The sequence below is a fragment of the Aneurinibacillus thermoaerophilus genome (assembly GCF_900099925.1).
GTDB classification, from domain to species: Bacteria; Bacillota; Bacilli; order Aneurinibacillales; family Aneurinibacillaceae; genus Aneurinibacillus; species Aneurinibacillus thermoaerophilus.
The window spans coordinates 19,484-40,257 of record NZ_FNDE01000011.1; the positions used below are offsets into that span (position 1 = coordinate 19,484).

The following is a 20,774-nucleotide window of genomic DNA, read 5'->3' on the forward strand; positions in this document are numbered from 1 at the left end:
GGGGATGATAGATTAGTGACATAAAATGTACACAAATAAGAAGAACAACGGTGAGTGGAATGATTGAGACAATTGAACGCCTGACACAGGTTCAGGAGGAACAGATTTCGGTTCCTGCTGAAGTATTGTATTACCGTATTGAGAAAGTAAAGGAAGATTTTTCTGCCGCGGGAGACGAAAAAAATGCTAAAAAGGCAGGGCAGTTGCTTGAAAAGTTGCTAAAGAAAGAATTTACCGTCGCTTTTTGCGGGCATTTTTCCGCTGGTAAATCAAGTATGATTAATGCGATTATGGGAAGTCAGGTACTGCCTTCCAGTCCGATTCCGACCAGCGCCAACGTCGTCAGCATCAAAACCGGAAAAAAAGCGGCTCGCATTTTTTTTAAGCACGGTAAAACGATCGATTTTGGCCCGGAATATGACATCAATGAGCTAAAAACGTACGCGGTGAACGGGGATGAAGTCGAGACGATCGAACTGTACCATCCGTCCAATTTGCTCGGCGAGGTCATTAGTATTATGGATACTCCGGGCATCGATTCGACAGATGATGCCCACAAAGTTTCGACCGAATCGTCGCTTCATTTATCTGACGCGGTGTTTTATGTGATGGACTACAACCACGTCCAATCAGAAGTTAATTTCCAATTTACGAAGGAACTAAAAGATCGGGGCGTGCCGGTTTATCTTGTTATTAACCAGATTGATAAGCATGTCGACTTTGAGCTTAGCTTTACCCAGTACCGCGAGAGCGTAATGGACGCTTTTCGCCACTGGGACATTGAGCCAGATGGTGTTTTCTTTACTTCTTTAAAAGATCCGTTTCATTCCGAAAACCAATGGCAGGAGCTGCTCGCGCAACTAGGTCGGATGTTCAAAGGGAAGGAAAGGTTACTCATTCCGAGTATTTTTCGCGCCACGTTATATCTTATTGCTGAACATCGTAAGTTTTTGCATGAAAAGCACGCGCTTAAGCGCGAGCCTTTTGAGCGCTTGCTTGAAGAAAAAGCGGATGGGGAGAATATACAGGCGCGATACGCCGCATTATCTACTCGTCTTGCTTCACTTTTTGAAACAACAGAGAAGTTTGAAAAAGAGGGAAAGCGGGAATTGCAGAGCATCTTGGACAACGCGCCGCTCATTCCGTTTTCAACCCGGGAACTGGCCCGCTTGTTCTTGGAGAGTCGCCAGCCGGGGTTTAAAGTTGGTTTTCTATTTTCGGCAAGCAAAACAAAAGAAGAAAAGGCCAAACGGCTGAACGATTTGTACGTGGAATTGTCGCAGAACACTTCCGCGCACTTGGAGTGGCATATTAAGGAATTGCTTCGTACGCTGCCGGAAAAGTATGGATATGATGATAGCGAATATCAGAAACATGCTATGGAGTTCAGTGTCAAGTTTGACGAAGACTTGCTGGTACATGCCGTAAAACCGGGTGCGCTTACAGGCGGTGAAGCCGTTTTGAACTATTCAAAAGATATTGCAGACGCGGTCAAAAGTCTGTACCGCCGTGCGGCGCTGACCATGATCGAAGGCGCGGCGCAGGCGCTACGTCGTCAAGCGGAGGAGCAGGCGCAGGATATCAAGCGCGAATTGGAGGAAATCCGCGGGTTGAAGGAAGCACAAGACGCGTTGGTTGCGCTCAATCGAAGAGAAAGCGAGGCAGAAGCGCGCCTGACCGATGTGCTTATCAATGGAATTCCGGGCGAAGAGCAGGCTCCGCCGCTTCAAGCGTATGAACAACAGAAGGCGGAACGGGTTGAAGTGCCGCAAGCTCCAGACGATAGGGCCACGGTAAAAAGGCCAGTTCATTTAGCGGTGAAAAAAGAAGAAGCAGAATCATCCGCTTCTTATTCTTCCCCAATTAAAAAAGATTATAAGTCTTTCATGTTAAAAACGGCTGATATGCTGCGCCGGAGCGCGCAAGTTATTCAGGATATTCCAGGGCTTGCGGGAAGTGCGTGCGCGATGGAACAGCGGGCTGAACGCCTCGAGAAAAACCGTTTCACCGTCGCGCTGTTCGGTGCGTTCAGCGCGGGCAAATCGTCGTTTGCGAACGCATTGATGGGTGATTTGATTCTGCCGGTATCGCCGAACCCAACGACGGCAGCAATTAATAAAATTTTGCCGCCGGATGAAAACAATCCACACGGCAGTGTCCGGGTACGTTTGAAAACACGTGAAGACATTACAAATGATGTGTTGCATTCGCTTGAGGTATTCGGTATAAGCGCTGAAACGATCGAACAAGCAGTTGAATGCTCGTCAGCGCTGGATGCGAAAGATGTGCATCCAACCGCGAAGCCGCACTATAGTTTCTTGCGCGCAGTGCAAAAAGGATACAGCGAAATCGAGTCGCAGCTTGGCCAAGATTTAATAATCGGACTAGAAGAGTTTCGGGAGTTCGTGGCGCAGGAGCATAAGGCGTGCTTTGTAGAATGGATTGAATTATATTACGATTGCCCGCTTACCCGACAGGGCATTATTCTCGTGGATACGCCAGGCGCCGATTCGATCAACGCTCGCCATACCGGGGTAGCGTTTGAATACATTAAGAATGCAGATGCTGTTTTGTTCGTGACATATTATAACCACGCGTTTTCCCATGCGGACAGGGAGTTTTTAATCCAGCTTGGGCGTGTAAAAGATACGTTTGCGATGGATAAAATGTTCTTTATCGTTAATGCAGCCGATCTGGCCCGTTCGCAGGAAGAACTTGAAGGTGTGGTGGAGCACGTCGTGCAAAATCTTGCCACTTGTGGTATTGTGCGCCCGCGCATTTATCCCGTATCCAGCCAGACAGCGTTGCTTGCACGAATGGGGGCGCATGGGAAGTTGAACGAGTCGGCTGCCGGAATTCTTCGCAAGCGACTTGGCGTCGCAGCGGAAGCGCCGTTGCCGTCCGTGGCGGAAGCGCTCCACTTCTCTGGCCTTTCTCATTTTGAAAATGAGTTTATCGCGTTTACGTTGGAAGAGCTAACGAGGATTGCTCTGAACGAAGCATTTGCTGAGGTGCGCCGCGTGCTTCAGACGATGGACGATTTAATCGCCACAGCCCGTCAGGACGCTTCTTTGCGTGATCAGCAATTAAAAGCGGCGGAAGCGCGCAGGGAACAAGCGCTGCAAACAATACACGAGCTGGACACGGCGGCTGATATTCAGGCGCTGGAAAAGGAAATTCAGGAGCTTGTTTATTATGTCAAACAGCGTGTTATGCTTCGGTTCAATGAAGCGTTCCGCTATTCGTTTAACCCGGCTTCACTTAAGGATGATGGGCGCGGGATACAAAAGACATTGCAGCTGAGCTTGGAAGAGTTGTCACGTTTTCTGGCGTTTGATCTGGCACAGGAGATGCGTGCGACTGCGCTGCGCGTCGAAAGGTTTATGGCACAAACAGGCGAAAAAATCCGTGAAAAGCTAATGAATCGGATGCAACTTGAACATTTTACATTGCGTGCCTGGGAACATCCAACTTACAATACACCAGATTTCAGCGCCGATTTCCCGGAAGGTACCACTGATGAATTGAGAAGCTCATTGAATTTCTTTAAAAATCCGAAGCAGTTTTTTGAGCAGGGGGGGCAGGAAAAGATGAAGGCCGATCTTGAGCGAAAATACCAGATCCCTGTGCAGGCATACACTGCACAAGGCGAAGAGGTGCTTCGCAGTCACTATGTTCCTGCCTTTAAAGAAGAGATTGCCGCGGCGCAAGCGAGAGCGGTGACCGAGGTGGAAGAGTATTTCGCCGGGCTTTTCGCTGTGCTTGGTATGAAGATCAATATCGAAGGTCTTATGGATCGCCGGAATCAGGTAAATAGCATGTTGATGCTTGTTGAAAAAGAAATAAATGTAAAAGAAAAGTAAATCATCCCTCGTCACCCTATGTTTTTTTTACTATAATAAATAAAAAGCGTAAGAAGACAGAAAAAAGAGTATGGTGGGTGAATGCCGGATGAAAATTGTCGAAACGAACTTAATCGGCCAGGAATTTTCGTTTGATTTAGTTGACACGGTATTGCATGACATTGGGTTTAATCGCGGCGGCATGTTTGACTATGATTGGGCAGCATATGATTATCCACTTATGACATCCAAAATCGGCGATTATGTGTATTTGCGTATTTTTACGCGCGCTACATCCGGGGAAATTGAACGCAGCAACTGCATGGTGAAGGTGACTGATGTTATGATCTCTGGAGCCAAGTATCATGAAGGACTTGATTTTAACAAAGAGATCGAAAAGCGTTATGTGGATCGTTCACGGGAGATTTTGAATGAAGTGGCCCAGCACTTGAAAATGGATAAGATAGAAATTAACATCCGTGATGCCAGCGCTGAGGAGTGCCAAGCGCGTAGCGGCGTCCGTCCTGTGTTTTAAGGAAAGCGAACGAAAGTTTCCGACCGTATATAATGGTCGGAAACTTTTATTATTATTTGGAAACGGCTATGATAAAAAGGAAATAAAAGGGCGAAAGAGGATGGGAAATATGTTGGGTGTGAAAAAAATAGGCTGGTCTGTTCTGCTTTCTTTGTTTGTTCTCGTCGCTTGTAGCGCGAACGAGAAAGAACAATCAGTTTCGCAAAATGATGGCGGATTGCAAGTTACTTTTACAACGCCGAAAAAAGTGGAAGCAGGAAAAAAGACGGAATATACGGTACATGTTTCGCGAAATGGAAATCCCGTTGCTGATGCAGAAGTCATCGTGCATCTTGAAATGGCGGATATGGACCATGGTTTAAACGGGTTTCGGGGCAAAATGACCGAATCGGGCGTGTATAAGGGACAAGCTGTGCTGCCGATGGGAGGAGACTGGATTGCGTACGTAAAAGTAAAGAGAGGATCGGAGAAGGTGACGAAACGGTTTGAATTCAAAGCAGAGGGAGGAATGATGTCTCCGGAAGAACTGGAAAAATCAGGTTTACATGAAAATGGATCGCTTAAGAATCCTGATTTCTAGATGGATACAAAAACGAGCATATGCTTCTGGCAAATGCTCGTTTTTGCACATGTCCATCAGCTTCACACTATTTATTGTGTGACTGTTTTGCGGAAAGAAGAAAGCGAAACAATTCCCCCGATGATTATCCCAAGGAGAGCGGGAATGATCCAGCCCATACCTTGACTCATTAGGTCGCTCATTAACGGTAACTTACTTAGCGCTTCGGTTATACGCTCCGTTTTCACGCCGGTGACAGTCAGCCCATCAAGCACCGAGATGAGAGCCGCTCCGATAACGCCGCCCGTATAAACAGAACGGTGTTCTTGGAATGCTCGGCCGCAAAGTGTTAGCACAATCAGCACAATGGCAATTGGATAGAGCGTAACAAGCAGCGGCACAGAAATCTTTAGAATAGTAGATAGACCAAAATTGGAGATCGTCAGGCTAGATAATATAAGCATTGTCATGATCGCACGATAGGACAAACGATTGCCTGTTATTTTTGAGAAAAATGCCGCGCAGCTTATAATTAAACCGACCGCTGTCGTTAAGCAGGCAAATGTAACCGCAAACCCGAGCAAGGTTAACCCGGTTTGTCCAAGTAGGTGCTTGGAAAGAAGCGTAATCAATTGTCCCCCGTTTTCATACGCTCCAACTGCGGGGCCGCTGGTAGCTCCGAGATAGGTCAGGCCGATATAGAGCAGACTGAGGCCGATAGCCGCAATGAAACCGGATTGCATGATTACCTTTGCCTGTGCCTTTTGCTCACTTATACCACGTTCACGTACCGCGTTAGCAATTACGATGCCGAATACGAGTGCTGCCAGTGTATCCATCGTATTATATCCTTCCAGGAAACCTTTTGAAAACGGTTTTTCCAGTGTAGTCGGCGTGTAATCGCCAAGCGGCGCCAGCGCACCACGGATAAGCAAAATAGCCAGCAGCGCAATCATAAACGGTGTGATGACTTTTCCAAAACGGTTTACCAATTTACTTGGGTTCAAGCACAGCCAGTACGTAATTCCGAAAAATACAACAGAGTATACGAAAAGACTCCAGGCAGACGTTTTGGCTGCTTCTGGCAAAAACGGCGCCACTCCGATTTCAAACGCGACTGCACTTGTCCGTGGAATTGCTAAAAGTGGCCCGATCGATAGGTAGGTTAGTACAGAAAAAATAGTAGCGAACATCGGATGGATACGATGTCCTATGTGCTGGATATTACCGCCAGCGCGCGCGACGGCAGCCACTCCGAGCAGAGGCAGGCCTACGCCTGTTATCAAAAACCCTAAAACAGCCTCCCACATCTTAGAGCCTGCATCATGTCCGAGTGTTGGGGGGAAAATAATGTTACCCGCTCCCAAGAAAAGCGAGAATGTCATTAATCCGATCGCAAATAATTCTTTAAATGATAAAGCTTGTTTCATAGTGCCTCCTTGGAAAAGATAACAGAAATAACAGAATTTTTTGTCGTTCTTTATCGAACGACTTATTTATCATAACATATTTAATTTATAAATAAAGTATAGAAGATGAATTCGTAATTGATTGTTTATTCTGCAAATTATTAGAAGCGGACGGAAAGAAGATCGGCAGCTATTCTAGTGATCGGGATAAACAATTAAGAATTTTTAAACATTATTTTTTAGCGAAATAATGCTAGGTTAGTTGTAACAAATTTGTTACAATTCAATGTAAGAGGGAAGAGAAATCTTATAAGATTGGAGGGTGTCTTATGCCAGAGACTCAGTTGAAAGAAATCTGTGAGGAGTCCTACAACAGGCTGAAAAAGGTTTGTATGGAATTGGAGAAATTTTTGAACACCACAACATTAAATCAGCTTGTGCAAGCGTCTTCAGACCCTGAACAGTATGAGTCATATTACCGGGATTACCTGTCAGATCTCCGCCATTTACTCGTCAATTGTGAGAATGCGTATGAAAAATTAGGTATTTGTTTGCGACGTGCCCGTTTCAACAAAGAATTTGCGGAAGAGGCCCTCTACTTGGTGTACCATACGTGTGTGAACTTATTTTTCTATCCTAAAGGGGAAGTGTATGAGGAAGATGGACGCAATTCGTACACAGGTCGCGATGCGATTATCTTCCACAAAGAAGTGACGCCGGAATTGAAAGCGCTGACGTTAGGAATGTCCAAGGTATTCGAATATTTGCGTGACGAGCTTCAATATTATGAGACAGATTACGTAACTATGAAGCGTATGAGTGCAACACATTAAACAGTTAAATGAAAACCTCCGTTATCCGCTTTCGGGATTACGGAGGTTTTTATTACTTAAAAAAGTATATTTTGCTTTAAAGTGTAAAAAGTAATATACTTTCTTTTTTTATAGTTTAGAGAGGAAAAAGTTACGAAACGTTTGCCCGCGCGCTTTTCTCATGGAAACAATTTCTGAAGCTGTTCCCAGAATGTATTTTTTTGTGTAGGTTTAGTGGCTGAAGGCGTGGTATTTTGCGTGTGGGTGCCGGCCAACTGCAGGGCGTGGGGTACGTTTACAATGCCGTATCCGTAATAATGATCCCAGCCAGGCTGACCCGCGTCCCAGGTAGCTGCACGTATAATTTTCATAACTTCGCTATTGTTTAGTTCCGGGTTTAGCGAACGAATAAGCCCGGCTAACCCGGCGACATGTGGGCACGCCATGGAAGTACCGGAAAGGGAGGCGTAGTCACCCTGCACATATGTGCTTGGAATATCCACGCCTGGCGCCGCTACGTCGATGTAGGAACCGTAATTCGAAAAATTCGCCTGATTTCCTTGCCAATCAATCGCAGCGACGCTGATAACTTCCGGATATGCGGCGGGAAAACTCGGTTGGGAGGTGTGATCGTTTCCGCTGGCCGCCACCATGACAACGTTTTTACTAAATGCGTATTTGATCGCATCATGTAGTACGTTAGACGGGTGATAATTGCCCACACTCATATTAATTACGCTGGCTCCGTGATCGGCTGCCCAAATGATACCGCGGGCAATATCGAACGATGAGCCGCTTCCGTCGCTTCCAATACCTTTAATAGGCATAATTTTATTGTTCCAAGCAATGCCTGCAATTCCTTCACGGTTGTTTGTTTTGGCAGCGATAATTCCGGCGACATGCGTGCCGTGGCCGTTATCGTCCTGAGGGCGATCGGAGTCGTTGAGCACATTATGGCCTTTGACAAGCTTGCCCTGGAATTCGGGGTGCGTCAGATCGACCCCTGTATCGATGACCGCGATGATGACGTTTTCTCGCCCTTTGCTAATGTCCCAAGCTTGTTCCATGTTAATGGCAGGCATATTCCATTGGTAGCGTGGATAAAGCATATCGTTTGGCGTTGCGTTGGGAAGCAAAAGATAGTTTGGCTCCGCAAACTGCACGTTTGGCCGCTTGTTGAAATATGCGATCAGTTCGTCGGCAGACATGGTTCGCGATTTGAAAATATACATGCTGCCGAATCGCGCTTTTTCCCAGCCGTTAATTGCCTGTATCATTTGTTTGAGCTCGGTGGGAGAAGGCGGACGCTTGAATTTTACGGTCACTTCGCGTTTCATGTAGTGGCTTGTTTCATTGCTGTTGTGATGAATTGTGATGACGTGTTCACTATTGTTCAGCCTGGTGCGTGTTTCATTCAGTCCGCTGATGTAGTTAATGCGGTAAAATTTATGTGGTTTTGTCTGTTGTGAAACAGATGAAGTGTCCGGTTTCTTTGGAGGGGCTTCGCTTTGTTCTGGCTGGGCCAGAAGAAAGCAAGCACCCGCAAAAATGACAGCCAGCCCGCCTACCGCGTATCGAGTAAAGTTTCTCATAGCTATCCTCCTTTCCGCAAGCGTGCGGTTAGGTATAGCGTTTGGCTGGCACCTCGATCGTATGAACGGTGAATTTTAACAGCTGCTTTTAACAGCATATTAAGCGTAAAGGAAACATCAATGAAAACTAAAATAAATATAAAAAATCATAATTTTAAAAAGGTAAACGCTTTATTTTGTCGAATACATGTAGTACATTGTTATATAACAAGATGTATACAAACACCAAGACATATAGATAGAACGATAAGGGCTTGGGGAAAATTGCATTCGTTTGGGGATGGGGGTAGAAATCATGGCTACAAAAGAAGGACTACAGGATATTATGATGCTTGACGAAACGGCAAATTTAAAAAATTACGAGGAAGCCGTTCGTACCATGGATTGGAAAGAAGTGGAGAAGAATTTTTCCTGGCATGAAACAGGAAACGTAAACATTGTATACGAGGCGATTGATAGGCATGTAGATACAGGAAATGGCGATAAGATCGCGTTGCTTTATATGGATGGAGAGCGGGAAGAACGATACACGTACGCGGAGTTGCGTCAGTTGTCCTGCCGATTCGCTAATGGATTGAAGGCGAAAGGTGTAAAAAAAGGTGACAGGGTCTTTATTTTTATGCCGCGCAGTCCCGAGCTGTATATTGCTTTGCTTGGAATTGTACGCATCGGTGCCATCGCGGGTCCGCTGTTTGAAGCGTTTATGGAGGATGCGGTGCGCGATCGTTTGCTGGACAGCGGTTCCGTGGCTGTCGTAACGACACAGTCCTTGCTGTATCGCATTCCTGTGGAGGAATTGCCGGAATTAAAACACGTGATTCTTGTCGGAGCCGAAGGAAAAACAGCAGAAAATCAAACGTTGTATCAGGAACTAATGTCCATATCCGATGAATATATAATCGAGTGGGTAGAGCGTGAATCAGGCATGCTGTTGCATTACACATCGGGCTCCACCGGTAAGCCGAAAGGCGTTTATCAGGTGCATGATGCCATGGTGCATCAATACCTGTCCGGAAAATGGGTATACGACCTGCGCGAAGGTGATGTTTACTGGTGTACGGCGGATCCGGGATGGGTAACCGGAACATCAGCGGGTATGTGGGCGCCGTGGTTGAACGGTGTGACGGTTGTGCTGCGCGGTGGACGCTTTAAGCCAGCCGATTGGTACGCTACGCTGGAGAAATATAAAGTGAACGTGTGGTTCAGTGCGCCGACCGCATTTCGTATGCTGATGGGTGAAGGGGATGAATTGCCGAAACGGTATAACCTTTCCCATTTGAGGCATATTCTTTCAGCGGGAGAGCCGCTTAACCCGGAAGTTATCCGCTGGGGATTGGATGTGCTGAACCTACGTATTCATGATAACTGGTGGATGACAGAAACGGGTTCGACCATCTGCGCAAACTACCGTTCCATGCCGATTCGTCCGGGTTCGATGGGGAAGCCGTTGCCCGGCATTAAGATGGCGGTTGTTGATGACGAAGGCAATGAATTGCCGCCGAATACAATGGGGAACCTCGCGATTATGCCACCATGGCCGGCTATGATGCGCCAAATCTGGAACAATCCGGCTAAGTATGAAGAATACTTTAGAACTGGTTGGTATATTTCTGGTGATTCTGCGTATATGGATGAAGACGGCTATTTCTGGTTTGAAGGGCGCGTGGATGATGTCATTAATACGTCCGGCGAACGTGTTGGTCCATTTGAGGTTGAAAGCAAACTGGTAGAGCATCCGGCGGTGGCAGAAGCCGGCGTAATCGGGGTACCGGATCCGGTGCGTGGAGAGATTATTAAGGCGTTTATTACGCTTCGTGCAGGATATGAGGCGAGTGACGCTCTAAAAGAAGAAATTCGTCTTTTCGTTAAAGAGCGTCTTGCTGCACATGCGGCACCGCGCCAGATCGAATTTCGCGACAAGCTTCCAAAGACGCGTTCTGGCAAAATTATGCGTCGTGTGCTAAAAGCGTGGGAGCTTGGTCTGCCGACTGGTGATCTGTCGACTATGGAAGAGTAAAAGAGTCAAAAAGAGAGGATGATTCTTTTCTGGTTCTTCTTGACGCTTTGGCGTAGAAGGAGTACCATTGGAATGAACTCAATACGAAAACCGCCACTAGGGGAGCTCTTGGGCTGAGAGAAGCGCTTGCTTCGACCCTTAGAACCTGATCCGGATAATGCCGGCGGAGGGAAGTGGACGGGTGATGCCGCGTAGCTGCGCTTATATATGCATCTCACACGCCACTCCACCGGGGGGCGTTTTTTGTATATGAAGGGAAAATGCAGGAAGCAGACAGCGAAGAGAGGTGTGTATAATGACAGTGCATAAAGCACTAACAGTAGCAGGGTCTGATAGCGGCGGCGGCGCCGGTATTCAGGCGGACTTAAAGACATTTCAGGAGCTTGGTGTATACGGCATGTCCGTACTTACCGCACTTACGGCACAGAATACGCAGGGGGTACACGGCGTGTTTCCAGTTCCTCCTGAGTTTATCGCGCAGCAAATGGATGCGGTGCTTTCGGATATCGGGACGGACGCAGTAAAAACGGGGATGCTATTTAATAGCATCATTATTGAAACGGTCGCAAAAAAACTCAAGGAATATAATGTGCGTAATTATGTGCTCGATCCGGTCATGGTTGCCAAAGGAGGTGCCCCTTTGTTAGTTACGGAAGCGGTGGCTGCCGTCAAGGAACATCTGCTGCCGCTTGCGACGGTCGTTACTCCTAATCTTCCGGAGGCGAAAGTGTTGACAGGCATGGAAAAGATTGAAACGAAAGAAGAGATGAAAGAAGCGGCTAAATTGCTTCACGATTGGGGAGCGCAACATGTAGTAATTAAAGGTGGACACGGCACAGACGACATTGTGACCGACCTGTTGTATGACGGGCGCGAGTTTGTAGAATTGTCCGCTGAACGATTCCATACGCAGCATACGCACGGTACCGGCTGCACGTTTGCGGCCGCCATCGCGGCGGGGCTCGCCTCTGGAAAAAACGTTCGGGAGGCAGTAAAGCAGGCAAAGGTCTTCATTACGGCCGCTATTAGTCATCCGCTCGGTATCGGACACGGCCACGGTCCAACCAACCATTGGGCGTACCGAAGAGAAGGAAGCAACGATGTTTAAGGCATGAAATAAATGGGCGTGTTTTGCAGTAAGTATAGAAAGAAGAAATGAGGGGTCAGGCTCGTAACAGAAAAGGCTCGTGTCTTTTTTGTTGCCTATTCCTGACCTCTCGCCTTATTTATAGAATCTTACTGAAATTTTACTGAATATTTATATTGTTGCTTTTTGGTTTGCGTTTTTACTCTTTTTCAGTGTTTCTTTGATTTCGTTCAGTGTTGACAATATTTCATCATCCAATCTTTCGTCCAGTTTTTCCACCTTTTCTTCCAACTGGATGACCAGTTGGGCGACGCGGGCAATTTCTTCTTTGCTGGGCAGGTTATTTTCATTGAGAATTTGGTCTACCATCTTCTTGTATTGCTCCTGGGAATAAAAAAACCATTTTTGATATTCTCCGATCATAGACCCGTATTCTGTTGTCTTAATGAAATCGTCTATCGTTTTCCCGAAAGTTTTTTCCACAAGGTCGTACCAACTCTTCCACATTTGCACTGGATCGAACGTTTGATTGGATGCCACGCGAATCCCTCCTGTTTTTAATCTCTCACTTTTATATTACGTATGGTAGGTAAAATATACAAACAAAAATCTTTAAAAAATTAAAAAATATATGTTATTTTTCTGTTTGGTTGTTCGTATAGTGAAATGAATAGGACACGATAAGGGGGAGAAGTACGTTATGGGGAATAGCAAAAACGAACATAGTAAAGATAAAGTTTACGTCTGTAGCGCGAGCGCGCCGAAAAATTTACTGATACCCTGTGTCTTGCTTTTGCTCCGCCGGATGAGTAACTATGGATATCAAATTGTTCATGATTTGGTAGAATTCGGATTTTCTTCTATTGATCCTGGTTATGTATACCGGATCTTGCGGCAGTTAGAGAGTGAAAAATTTGTGCAATCACGTTGGGAAGTTTCCAGCGGGGGACCTCCCAAAAGGATGTACTCTATCACTGATGTAGGAAATGAATACCTTGATACGTGGTCTCAAGCCTTAGAAAAGTATCAATACACATTGAAGCGTTTTTTTAGCATGTATGAACGGCTTTTATTTTCTTCAACCGAAAACAAAAAGTAGATTATTTTTAAGAAAGCAGAAGTGCTTCAGGTGTATATCAGCCGTTTCAAATTTCATGTTTTGCGTAAAGGATGCTCGTGACTTCAGTCATGAGAGGAATTTACGCTAGACTCAGGCGTGCCTTATGGCACGTGAATGAGCTTACATCCCTCGTTTCTATTCACAGCATGTAGCATTCTATTCCTTAATTAGCTAGAATTGAGGAAAAGGGGCGGGAGGTGAAAGCATGGATTACGTAGAGCGGAATCGGGCTTCTTTTGATAAACTGGCCAATCAGACAGGGGTGAAATGGCGTCATCATGAACTGACGATACAATTTATTTCAGCGTTTCAAATGCTTCTGGGCGGTAATTGCGTGTTGGATCTCGGTTGCGGCGCGGGGCATGATGCGCTTCGGCTCAAGCGGTATGACCTGCAGGTGCAAGGGCTTGATATTAGCGAAGTTATGCTTGAGCAGGCCAAACAAAAAGTCCAGGGTGTGGAATTTATTCAAGGGGATTTCCGCCATATTCCGACGGGAAGCGAACGGTATGACGGTGTGTGGGCGAACGCTTCACTCATTTATCTTACAAAAGAGGATTTACATAAGGCTTTAGATGAAGTATATCGAGTATTAAAGCCGGGTGGTGTATTTTTTTCTTCTTACCGTCTGGGTGAAGGAGATGTGGTTATTGACAATATCTTTCACCAATTGTATGGAGAAGAGGAGATTCAGAATGTTTTGCGTTCGCATGGCTTCCGCATTTTTGATAGGACGAATACAGGAGGCGGAGACGAACCGTACCTGAGCCTTTATGCCATTAAGCAATAATCCATTTGATTACATAAAATAGCCAAAGGAAGTCCTTCCTTTGGCTATTTTTGGTGATGCGCCTGGCATGGGCGTCATCTCCAGGGTTCAAGTCCCGAATGGCGAAAGCAGTAGTAGCCATTAGCTTAAGACAAGGGTGTCGACCAAACAAGAACTTGCATTTTTTCATAGGTGAGAGGACGGGGATGACTCTTCTTTCCTACTCGGTTGTGTACTGTTGTTTTGCCAGGGTGCGACGTCGGTTGCGGATTTCGAAACGCTCAGGGGCGGTGCGGTAGTTCCAGCGTTCTTCTTCTGTTTCGGGAAGCACAGGCGGAACGGGCGTTGGTTTGCCGTTCTCGTCTAAGGCGACGAACGTCAAATAAGCCTGTGAAGTTAAACGGCGTTCTCCTGTAAGCAGATTTTCCGCTTCTACTTTTACATAAACCTCCATGGATGTGTTGTGTGTCCATGATACATAGGCTTCTAAGCAGATGGCTTCACTCGTGCAGATCGGCGCCAAAAAATCGAGGCTGTCACTTGATGCGGTCACTACTTGCCTGCGGCAGTGTCGCATAGCCGTGATGCTAGCGACTTTATCAATATATGCCATAACTTTGCCCCCGAAAATTGTGCCATGGTAGTTCGTGTCTGGGGGTAGCACAATATCGGTCATAATCGTGCGGGATTCGCTTGTCTTTTTCGCTTGCAAATGGTGTTCACCTCCACAAAGTTAAAGTAGGCAGGCACCTAATTTGCCGCCTCTGGGCAAGTGTCGTGTCTTACCGTCTCATGGGTGAATACAGTGTAGCAGATTAAAAAATACATGAATGGAGGAAGTTACACGTGTATTCTCATTATCCCATGGGCATGGTTCAGACGACGGATGTGGAAATCGTTAAGTGTTACTATCACATGGAGAAGATGAAGTATTACGAGTACAAGTGTCATAAGCATATGCATCATAAAAAGCACTACAAGAAGTATTATAAACGTTATTGTTACCACAGAAAAATGTATGAACATTATTACAAAAAAGGCTATTATGCAATGCCATACCCGACTGCCTCGGCACAGCAACCAATGTCGCCTTCGTGCTATCCGACCGCTCACTACGATAAGCGTGACGATAGCTCTTCCAGCTACTGAGATAATATAGCATACAAAAAAACGGGGCGTGTTTGTCTGTTTGTCCCTCTTTTGTAGGGACAAACACGTCCCCTTTGTTTTTCTTATTTCCAACCTATGTATTGATGGTTGCGGTTGAAAAGGGTGGGGTAGACGAGAAAACCGAGAATAATGCTTGTCAGGGCGGAAGCGGCCGTAAACGAAAACATAATCAATAGTTGATAGCGAACCGCTTCAATGGGACTTGTACCCGCGATAATTAATCCGGTCATCATGCCGGGAAGCTGGACGAGCCCGATCGTTTTCATAGAATCAATAACCGGGATCATACCGGCGCGAATTGCCTGGCGGGTCATACGTTCGCTTGCCTGGCGGCTTGTAGCTCCTAGCGAAAGCGCCACGAGAATTTCTTCCCGCATTGATTCTGCTCGTTCTCGCATTTGGTTAAGCAGGAGGGAAGAGACGATCATGCAGTTGCCGATCACCATACCGCTGATTGGAATGATGGATTTCGGCTCCCAGTGAATCAGATCAAGCGCCAGCATCATACCAATTGTGAATCCAGTTACAACCGAGATGGTGAAAAAAATACGAGCAAATACATGCGGAACGCCTTTGCCTCGTTTGGCCGAATTATGGGCTGCAACAAGAACCATCATGAACAGCATGCAAGCAATAAACGCCCAGTGCCGGCTTGAAAACACGAATTCCAGTACATATCCCACAGCGACTAATTGAATGATCGCGCGGATCGTGCCGATAAACATGTCACGTTCAAGCTTTAGTCTAAGCTGGAGCGATAAAAGTATGGCAATAAATACGAAACTAACAGTCATAATGGTAGCCAGTATACTCATTTGATCGTACGCTCCTTCAATCGCCCACCTTCAAGATGCTATTGGATGTTTCCGAGGCGTGTTGCCTGTTCCGGAGAATGGGTAATCCATAGTATAGTGTGTCCTTTCGCGTGGTAATTGCGGATTTCCTGTTCGATATGTTCCGTTGTTTTTTTATCGAGTGCAGAGGTTGGTTCATCCAGTAGCAGCACATCCGGTGCAAGCGACAGTGACCGGGCGATATTGACTCGTTGTTTTTCACCGCCGGATAGCTCTCCAACGTTGCGTGATAAGTAATCACGGGGGAGGCTGACACGATCTAGCAATTTTTGCATCTCTTGTTTTTCTAATTTGCCGCCCCTGATTTTTGCGGGATAATCGAGATTGTCCGCTACGGTGCCAGGGAACAAAATGGGTACTTGGAAGACATAATGCAGGTTTCGGCGCAGTTCGGGAGGATTCCAGTCAGAAAGCGGTTTTCCCTGATAGACGATACGTCCTTTGTCAGGCTCTTCAAGGCGAGTTAACAGGCGGAACAGCGTGCTTTTTCCGGTTCCGGAAGGGCCTGTAATTGTAATGAAGGCGCCTTGCGGGACAGAAGCCGTGATACCGCATAGTGGCATGGCAATATGCCCGGATGTTGCATATGATTTTGAAACATCAGAGAGCTCAATGATGGCTCTTTTTTCCATGAAGGCCACCACCTCCTTTATATGTAGGAATTACATTTAGTATGCATGTATAGTATATATAAGTATGGGGAGATGTTGGAAGAGATGGATCAATGATATTTACATGGAAAGGAAGAATTTTTTGAACAACACCATTGCATATCAGTACATATGGAAAATTTCATATCGGCTTGTGGTAGAAGAAGATTATACGGTGCTTCACTCAGAAGAAGGGATCGTTCATTTGTTGCGGCAGAAAGGAAAAGAGTGCCACTACATCCAGCTTCGGCTCGCCGACTTTTTATGGGAAGGCACGCTGATATATGATGTGCGGGAGAGTGCCGCGCGCCTAGAAGATTTGCGCAGGCGGTTCGGCGTGCGGGCTATGAAAGGCAGGATCGTATATGTATGTTATGAATCGGTAGCGGATAGTATGCGGGAAGCGCTACGCGCCGAGCAAGGGATAGACGAATTCCAAGTTTCGCTCGATGTTGCCGCTTATGCGCTTTTAGAGAGACGCTGGATAAGCAAGGGGGAAAGCTCGGGAAATCATATGCTGTATTCTTCGGCTTTGTTTGCGGAAACAGAGATTTCGGAAAATGATCCTCCGGCTTCGTATTGGATGCAGCGCATCGAACAGACAGAAGTGGAACGGGAGCGGGAACTGCGAGAAACGTTTTTTTACGGCAGGCCGCGCTTTACGTATTTTTTCCTCGTCATTATTATCGCGCTGTTTATTTTGATGGAACTGAGCGGAGGAAGCCAAAATCCTCGCGTTCTTCTCTTTTTCGGGGCAAAATATACACCGCTGATTCTTGAAGGAGAATGGTGGCGCTTTATTACTCCGATGTTTTTGCATATTGGTTTGATGCATATTCTATTTAACGGGTTTGCATTATATTCTCTGGGAACGTTGACTGAGCAGTTATATGGTTCGGTCAGGTACTTTATCATTTACATGCTTGCTGGCATCAGTGGGGTCGTAGGGAGCTTTGCGTTTTCTCCCAATCTTTCCGCAGGGGCGTCTGGCGCAATATTTGGCTTGTTTGGCGCGCTGTTATATTTTGGCACACAGAATAAATCCTTGTTTTTTCAAACGCTTGGGACAAATATTCTTGTTGTGCTTGGAATTAACCTGGCTATCGGTTTTTTATCACCGCAGATTATCGATAATTATGCCCACTTGGGGGGGCTTATCGGCGGTTTTCTTGCTTCAGCGATTGTTGGGTTGCCTCGAAAAAAAGGGAATCCATTTATAAAAGCGGGAGCCTTTATCTTGCTTGCCGTATTGATATGGTGGGGAATGAAACGAGGCGGACTGTGATTTTCATATTTTCTTTCCCAAAAGCCTAAAAGATTCAGCATAGATAAATTCCTTTCCCCTTCGGGAAATGTCCGATATAATAAACAATTGAAAGTGATTTTTCACAAAAAGGGGTAGGAGTGTATGAAACAGTTTAAGGATAGCATATACAAGCTGATCGTCGAAACATCCACCAATCTGCCTCCGGATGTGCGCAGAGCGATTGCAAAAGCAAGACAAAAAGAAAACGCGGGCACTCGTGCGGCTCTTTCTCTAGCTACGATTGCACAAAATATTGAAATGGCGGAAACAAATGTATCGCCTATCTGTCAGGACACTGGTATGCCAACGTTCGAAGTGCATACACCAGTAGGATCGAATCAGATTGAAATGAAGAAAGCCATTCAGGAAGCAATTGAACTCGCAACAAAGAACGGCAAGTTGCGTCCGAACTCCGTCGATTCATTGACCGGTGAGAACAGCGGCACAAACCTTGGACCGGGAACGCCGGTGATTCACTTCGAACAATGGGAGAAAGACGAAATTGAAGTGAAGCTGATTTTGAAAGGCGGCGGCTGTGAGAACAAAAACATCCAGTATAGCCTTCCGACTGAGCTTGAAGGGCTTGGCAAAGCAGGCCGTGACCTGGATGGTATCCGTAAATGCATTTTGCATAGCGTATACCAGGCGCAGGGACAGGGCTGTAGCGCCGGCTTTATTGGTGTGGGCATTGGCGGTGACCGGACGACCGGTTATGCGCTTGCAAAAGAGCAGCTCTTCCGCAAAGTGGATGATGTGAATCCGAACCCGGAACTTGCGAAACTGGAAGACTACATTATGGAAAAGGCGAACGCACTTGGCATCGGTACGATGGGCTTCGGCGGTGAAACAACGTTATTGGGCTGTAAAATCGGCGCCATAAATCGTCTGCCTGCAAGTTTTTTCGTATCCGTGGCTTACAACTGTTGGGCGTTCCGCCGTCAGGGGGTAACGATTGACCCGGCAACTGGTGCAATTAAGGACTGGTTATATAAAGAAGAAGGAAAAATTGACCTGAATGAGGGTGTGCAAGAGCAGCCAGTGCAGGCGGAAGAGCGCCGTCAGGTTGTCCTGCAATATCCAATTACAGAAGAACAAGTGCGCAGCCTGAAAGTGGGCGATGTGGTGATTATTAACGGTCTGATTCACACAGGGCGTGACGCTTTCCATAAGTACATGATGGATCACGACTGTCCGGTTGATTTGAATGGCGGCGTTATTTATCACTGTGGTCCGGTTATGTTGAAAGATGAGAACGGTGAATGGCACGTCAAAGCGGCTGGTCCGACGACAAGCATCCGTGAGGAGCCGTATCAAGCGGATATTATGAAGAAATTCGGCATTCGTGTTGTTATCGGCAAAGGCGGTATGGGTTCGAAAACACTTCAGGGACTTAAGGAACACGGCGGCGTATACCTCAATGCTATCGGAGGCGCAGCCCAGTACTATGCAGATTGCGTGAAGAAAGTAGAAGGTGTTGATTTCCTTGAATTTGGTATTCCGGAGGCAATGTGGCACCTTCAGGTAGAAGGGTTTGCTGCCATTGTTACGATGGATTCGCATGGCAATAGTTTGCATGCGGATGTGGACAAAAGCTCTTTTGAAAAATTGGCGAAATTTGCTGAACCGGTATTTAGTTAACACTATTTTTGTCGAAATTGGCGAAGCCAGCAAGTCATTTGCTGGCTTTTTTGCTTGAACAGGTATAATGATTGAGAAAGGATGTTACCAATTAGAAAAAGTCTTTCCCTTCATCTTGGTTATCACGCGCCGCGTCGATAGCGCCGAGCACGATGTGAGCAAGCCCAAAGCCGGCCAGTCCCCAAGCATAAGAATTGTTAGGCTGAATATCCGTATGGCGACGGTTCATCATGCTAAGCCCGGTCAACGTAACGGCCGTTCCGAGCGCGATCGGGATAATCCCTTTTCTCATCAGTCCAGCACCTCCTGATAACATGGTTCCCTGATCGGGGACGGGATATGTTTGTCATTGTTTGTATAGAAATGTAGTACAATAAAAGGGCAGTTTTTTTATCTAAAATCGCACAGACTCCCCCTACCTATAAGCGTTAGCCATAGGTGGAGAGTTGACAAGAAGCCTACATTGCAGAAAGGAGATGGCGTAGAGATGGTGTACTGGCGTTCCGTGCTGCTTGTATTTCTCGGTGCGTGCAGTTACGGAATATTATCAACATTCGTTAAGCTCGCATATCAAGCGGGGTTTGTGCCAGCGGAAGTCAGCGGTAGCCAGATGTTTTTGGCTATGACATTCATGTGGACGGTTGCGCTTTTATTTTCTAAGCCAAGATTGAAAAAAAAGCATTGGCCTGTGCTAATGGGAATCGGTGTGATGAGCGGACTGACCGGTGTGTTTTATTATCAATCTTTGCAATATGTCCCGGCTTCGATTGCGATTGTCCTGCTATTCCAGTTCACCTGGATCGGTGTGCTGGCAGAAGCTGTAATGGAACGGAGGCGGCCCGGCTGGGAAAAAATAGGGGCACTCGTTTTGCTTGCCATCGGTACGGTACTGGCTGGTGGCATATTTTCCTCGACATTCGGAGAGCTTAAGCTGATCGGGGTGGTATACGGACTTCTTTCCGCATTTACGTATGCGATGTTTGTTATTTTTAGCGGAAAAGCTTCAGAAGATCTTCATCCTTACACACGTTCCGCTGTCATTCTTACCGGTTCGGTACTTGTGACGTTTCTGGTTTACCCACCTGTCTTTCTTATTAATGGAGCGTTTGCGGAAGGACTGCTTGTGTATTCACTGCTTTTGGCCCTGTTCGGCGGTGTGATTCCGACGCTTTTTTTTACGCTCGGCGTGCCTCATATCGGTGGAGGGCTTGCTACGATTTTAGGTGCTGCAGAGCTTCCCATGGCCGTATTTATGTCGAATACGGTGTTGAAAGAAAGCGTAAGCGCTTGGCAATGGTTTGGCGTAGCTGTGATTTTGCTTGGAATTGCCGTACCGGAAATTGCCCGCAAATGCCGGGCGGCTGTTTTACAGAAGGCTGATTAATTGGTCTTTTTGTTTTTTTCTGGTATGCTC

The 20,774-nt window shown here is 46.4% G+C and carries 19 protein-coding genes and 1 riboswitch; of the genes, 12 read left to right on the top strand and 7 right to left on the bottom strand.

The genetic code is table 11. The features are described 5' to 3' along the window. Window positions 1-59 precede the first annotated feature (59 nt). The 3 genes from BLR88_RS07685 to BLR88_RS07695 all read left to right on the top strand — a co-directional run bounded on the left by BLR88_RS07685 (window position 60) and on the right by BLR88_RS07695 (window position 4,957). On the top strand, window positions 60-3,863 hold the full coding sequence (locus tag BLR88_RS07685) for a dynamin family protein (RefSeq protein WP_217639381.1): 3,804 nt from the start codon (window positions 60-62) through the stop codon (window positions 3,861-3,863). A gap of 88 nt (window positions 3,864-3,951) precedes the next feature. Further along, complete coding sequence (locus BLR88_RS07690; protein ID WP_057898164.1) at window positions 3,952-4,377, top strand: YugN family protein; 426 nt, start codon at window positions 3,952-3,954, stop codon at window positions 4,375-4,377. A gap of 109 nt (window positions 4,378-4,486) precedes the next feature. Further along, window positions 4,487-4,957: a FixH family protein gene (locus BLR88_RS07695; RefSeq protein ID WP_057898165.1), complete on the top strand. Its 471-nt coding sequence runs from the start codon at window positions 4,487-4,489 to the stop codon at window positions 4,955-4,957. A 71-nt stretch (window positions 4,958-5,028) separates the two neighbouring features. On the opposite strand, the gene brnQ is transcribed toward BLR88_RS07695, so the two are convergent. Next, window positions 5,029-6,366 carry a branched-chain amino acid transport system II carrier protein gene (gene brnQ, locus BLR88_RS07700; RefSeq protein WP_057898166.1) on the bottom strand — a complete coding sequence of 446 codons (1,338 nt, stop codon included), beginning with the start codon at window positions 6,364-6,366 and terminating at the stop codon, window positions 5,029-5,031. A gap of 308 nt (window positions 6,367-6,674) precedes the next feature. On the opposite strand from brnQ, the gene BLR88_RS07705 reads away from it, so the two are divergent. Beyond that, the gene (locus BLR88_RS07705; protein ID WP_057898167.1) at window positions 6,675-7,178 is read left to right on the top strand and encodes a DUF3907 family protein; all 504 of its coding nucleotides are present in this window, start codon (window positions 6,675-6,677) and stop codon (window positions 7,176-7,178) included. Between the two features lie 158 nt (window positions 7,179-7,336). Here the strand turns inward: BLR88_RS07705 and BLR88_RS07710 are convergent, their stop codons facing one another. Continuing rightward, window positions 7,337-8,749: a S8 family peptidase gene (locus BLR88_RS07710; RefSeq protein ID WP_057898168.1), complete on the bottom strand. Its 1,413-nt coding sequence runs from the start codon at window positions 8,747-8,749 to the stop codon at window positions 7,337-7,339. Window positions 8,750-9,044: 295 nt separating this feature from the next. Between BLR88_RS07710 and acsA the strand changes: the two genes are divergently transcribed. After that, a complete protein-coding gene (gene acsA / locus BLR88_RS07715; protein WP_057898169.1) occupies window positions 9,045-10,766 on the top strand; it encodes an acetate--CoA ligase in 1,722 nt (573 codons plus the stop codon). An 88-nt stretch (window positions 10,767-10,854) separates the two neighbouring features. After that, window positions 10,855-10,955, top strand: a riboswitch (TPP riboswitch). A gap of 106 nt (window positions 10,956-11,061) precedes the next feature. Next, the gene (gene thiD, locus BLR88_RS07720; RefSeq protein ID WP_057898170.1) at window positions 11,062-11,874 is read left to right on the top strand and encodes a bifunctional hydroxymethylpyrimidine kinase/phosphomethylpyrimidine kinase; all 813 of its coding nucleotides are present in this window, start codon (window positions 11,062-11,064) and stop codon (window positions 11,872-11,874) included. Window positions 11,875-12,024: 150 nt separating this feature from the next. Here the strand turns inward: thiD and BLR88_RS07725 are convergent, their stop codons facing one another. Next, window positions 12,025-12,393, bottom strand: a complete 369-nt coding sequence (locus tag BLR88_RS07725) for a restriction endonuclease subunit S domain-containing protein (RefSeq protein WP_091260357.1) — start codon at window positions 12,391-12,393, stop codon at window positions 12,025-12,027. A 160-nt stretch (window positions 12,394-12,553) separates the two neighbouring features. On the opposite strand from BLR88_RS07725, the gene BLR88_RS07730 reads away from it, so the two are divergent. Continuing rightward, window positions 12,554-12,952: a helix-turn-helix transcriptional regulator gene (locus tag BLR88_RS07730; protein WP_057898172.1), complete on the top strand. Its 399-nt coding sequence runs from the start codon at window positions 12,554-12,556 to the stop codon at window positions 12,950-12,952. 226 nt (window positions 12,953-13,178) lie between these two features. Continuing rightward, a complete protein-coding gene (locus BLR88_RS07735) occupies window positions 13,179-13,763 on the top strand; it encodes a class I SAM-dependent methyltransferase (protein ID WP_057898173.1) in 585 nt (194 codons plus the stop codon). A gap of 199 nt (window positions 13,764-13,962) precedes the next feature. Here BLR88_RS07735 and BLR88_RS07745 read toward each other — a convergent pair whose 3' ends face one another. Continuing rightward, window positions 13,963-14,418, bottom strand: coding sequence for an acyl-CoA thioesterase (locus BLR88_RS07745; protein WP_057900260.1), 456 nt, complete (start codon window positions 14,416-14,418; stop codon window positions 13,963-13,965). A gap of 170 nt (window positions 14,419-14,588) precedes the next feature. Here BLR88_RS07745 and BLR88_RS18985 point away from each other — a divergent pair, with 170 nt between their 5' ends. Then, window positions 14,589-14,891, top strand: coding sequence for a hypothetical protein (locus BLR88_RS18985; RefSeq protein ID WP_139184944.1), 303 nt, complete (start codon window positions 14,589-14,591; stop codon window positions 14,889-14,891). Window positions 14,892-14,974: 83 nt separating this feature from the next. On the opposite strand, the gene BLR88_RS07750 is transcribed toward BLR88_RS18985, so the two are convergent. Both BLR88_RS07750 and BLR88_RS07755 read right to left on the bottom strand, forming a co-directional pair. Then, the gene (locus tag BLR88_RS07750; protein ID WP_057898175.1) at window positions 14,975-15,727 is read right to left on the bottom strand and encodes an ABC transporter permease; all 753 of its coding nucleotides are present in this window, start codon (window positions 15,725-15,727) and stop codon (window positions 14,975-14,977) included. Window positions 15,728-15,765: 38 nt separating this feature from the next. After that, window positions 15,766-16,398, bottom strand: a complete 633-nt coding sequence (locus tag BLR88_RS07755) for an ABC transporter ATP-binding protein (RefSeq protein WP_091260359.1) — start codon at window positions 16,396-16,398, stop codon at window positions 15,766-15,768. Between the two features lie 121 nt (window positions 16,399-16,519). Here BLR88_RS07755 and BLR88_RS07760 point away from each other — a divergent pair, with 121 nt between their 5' ends. Both BLR88_RS07760 and BLR88_RS07765 read left to right on the top strand, forming a co-directional pair. Beyond that, complete coding sequence (locus BLR88_RS07760; protein ID WP_057898177.1) at window positions 16,520-17,701, top strand: rhomboid family intramembrane serine protease; 1,182 nt, start codon at window positions 16,520-16,522, stop codon at window positions 17,699-17,701. A 123-nt stretch (window positions 17,702-17,824) separates the two neighbouring features. Next, window positions 17,825-19,360: a fumarate hydratase gene (locus BLR88_RS07765; RefSeq protein WP_057898178.1), complete on the top strand. Its 1,536-nt coding sequence runs from the start codon at window positions 17,825-17,827 to the stop codon at window positions 19,358-19,360. Window positions 19,361-19,451: 91 nt separating this feature from the next. On the opposite strand, the gene BLR88_RS07770 is transcribed toward BLR88_RS07765, so the two are convergent. Further along, entirely contained in the window at window positions 19,452-19,652 is a 201-nt protein-coding gene (locus BLR88_RS07770; protein WP_057898179.1) for a hypothetical protein, read from the bottom strand. Between the two features lie 171 nt (window positions 19,653-19,823). Between BLR88_RS07770 and BLR88_RS07775 the strand changes: the two genes are divergently transcribed. After that, window positions 19,824-20,744, top strand: coding sequence for an EamA family transporter (locus tag BLR88_RS07775; RefSeq protein ID WP_322787657.1), 921 nt, complete (start codon window positions 19,824-19,826; stop codon window positions 20,742-20,744). Window positions 20,745-20,774 lie beyond the last annotated feature (30 nt).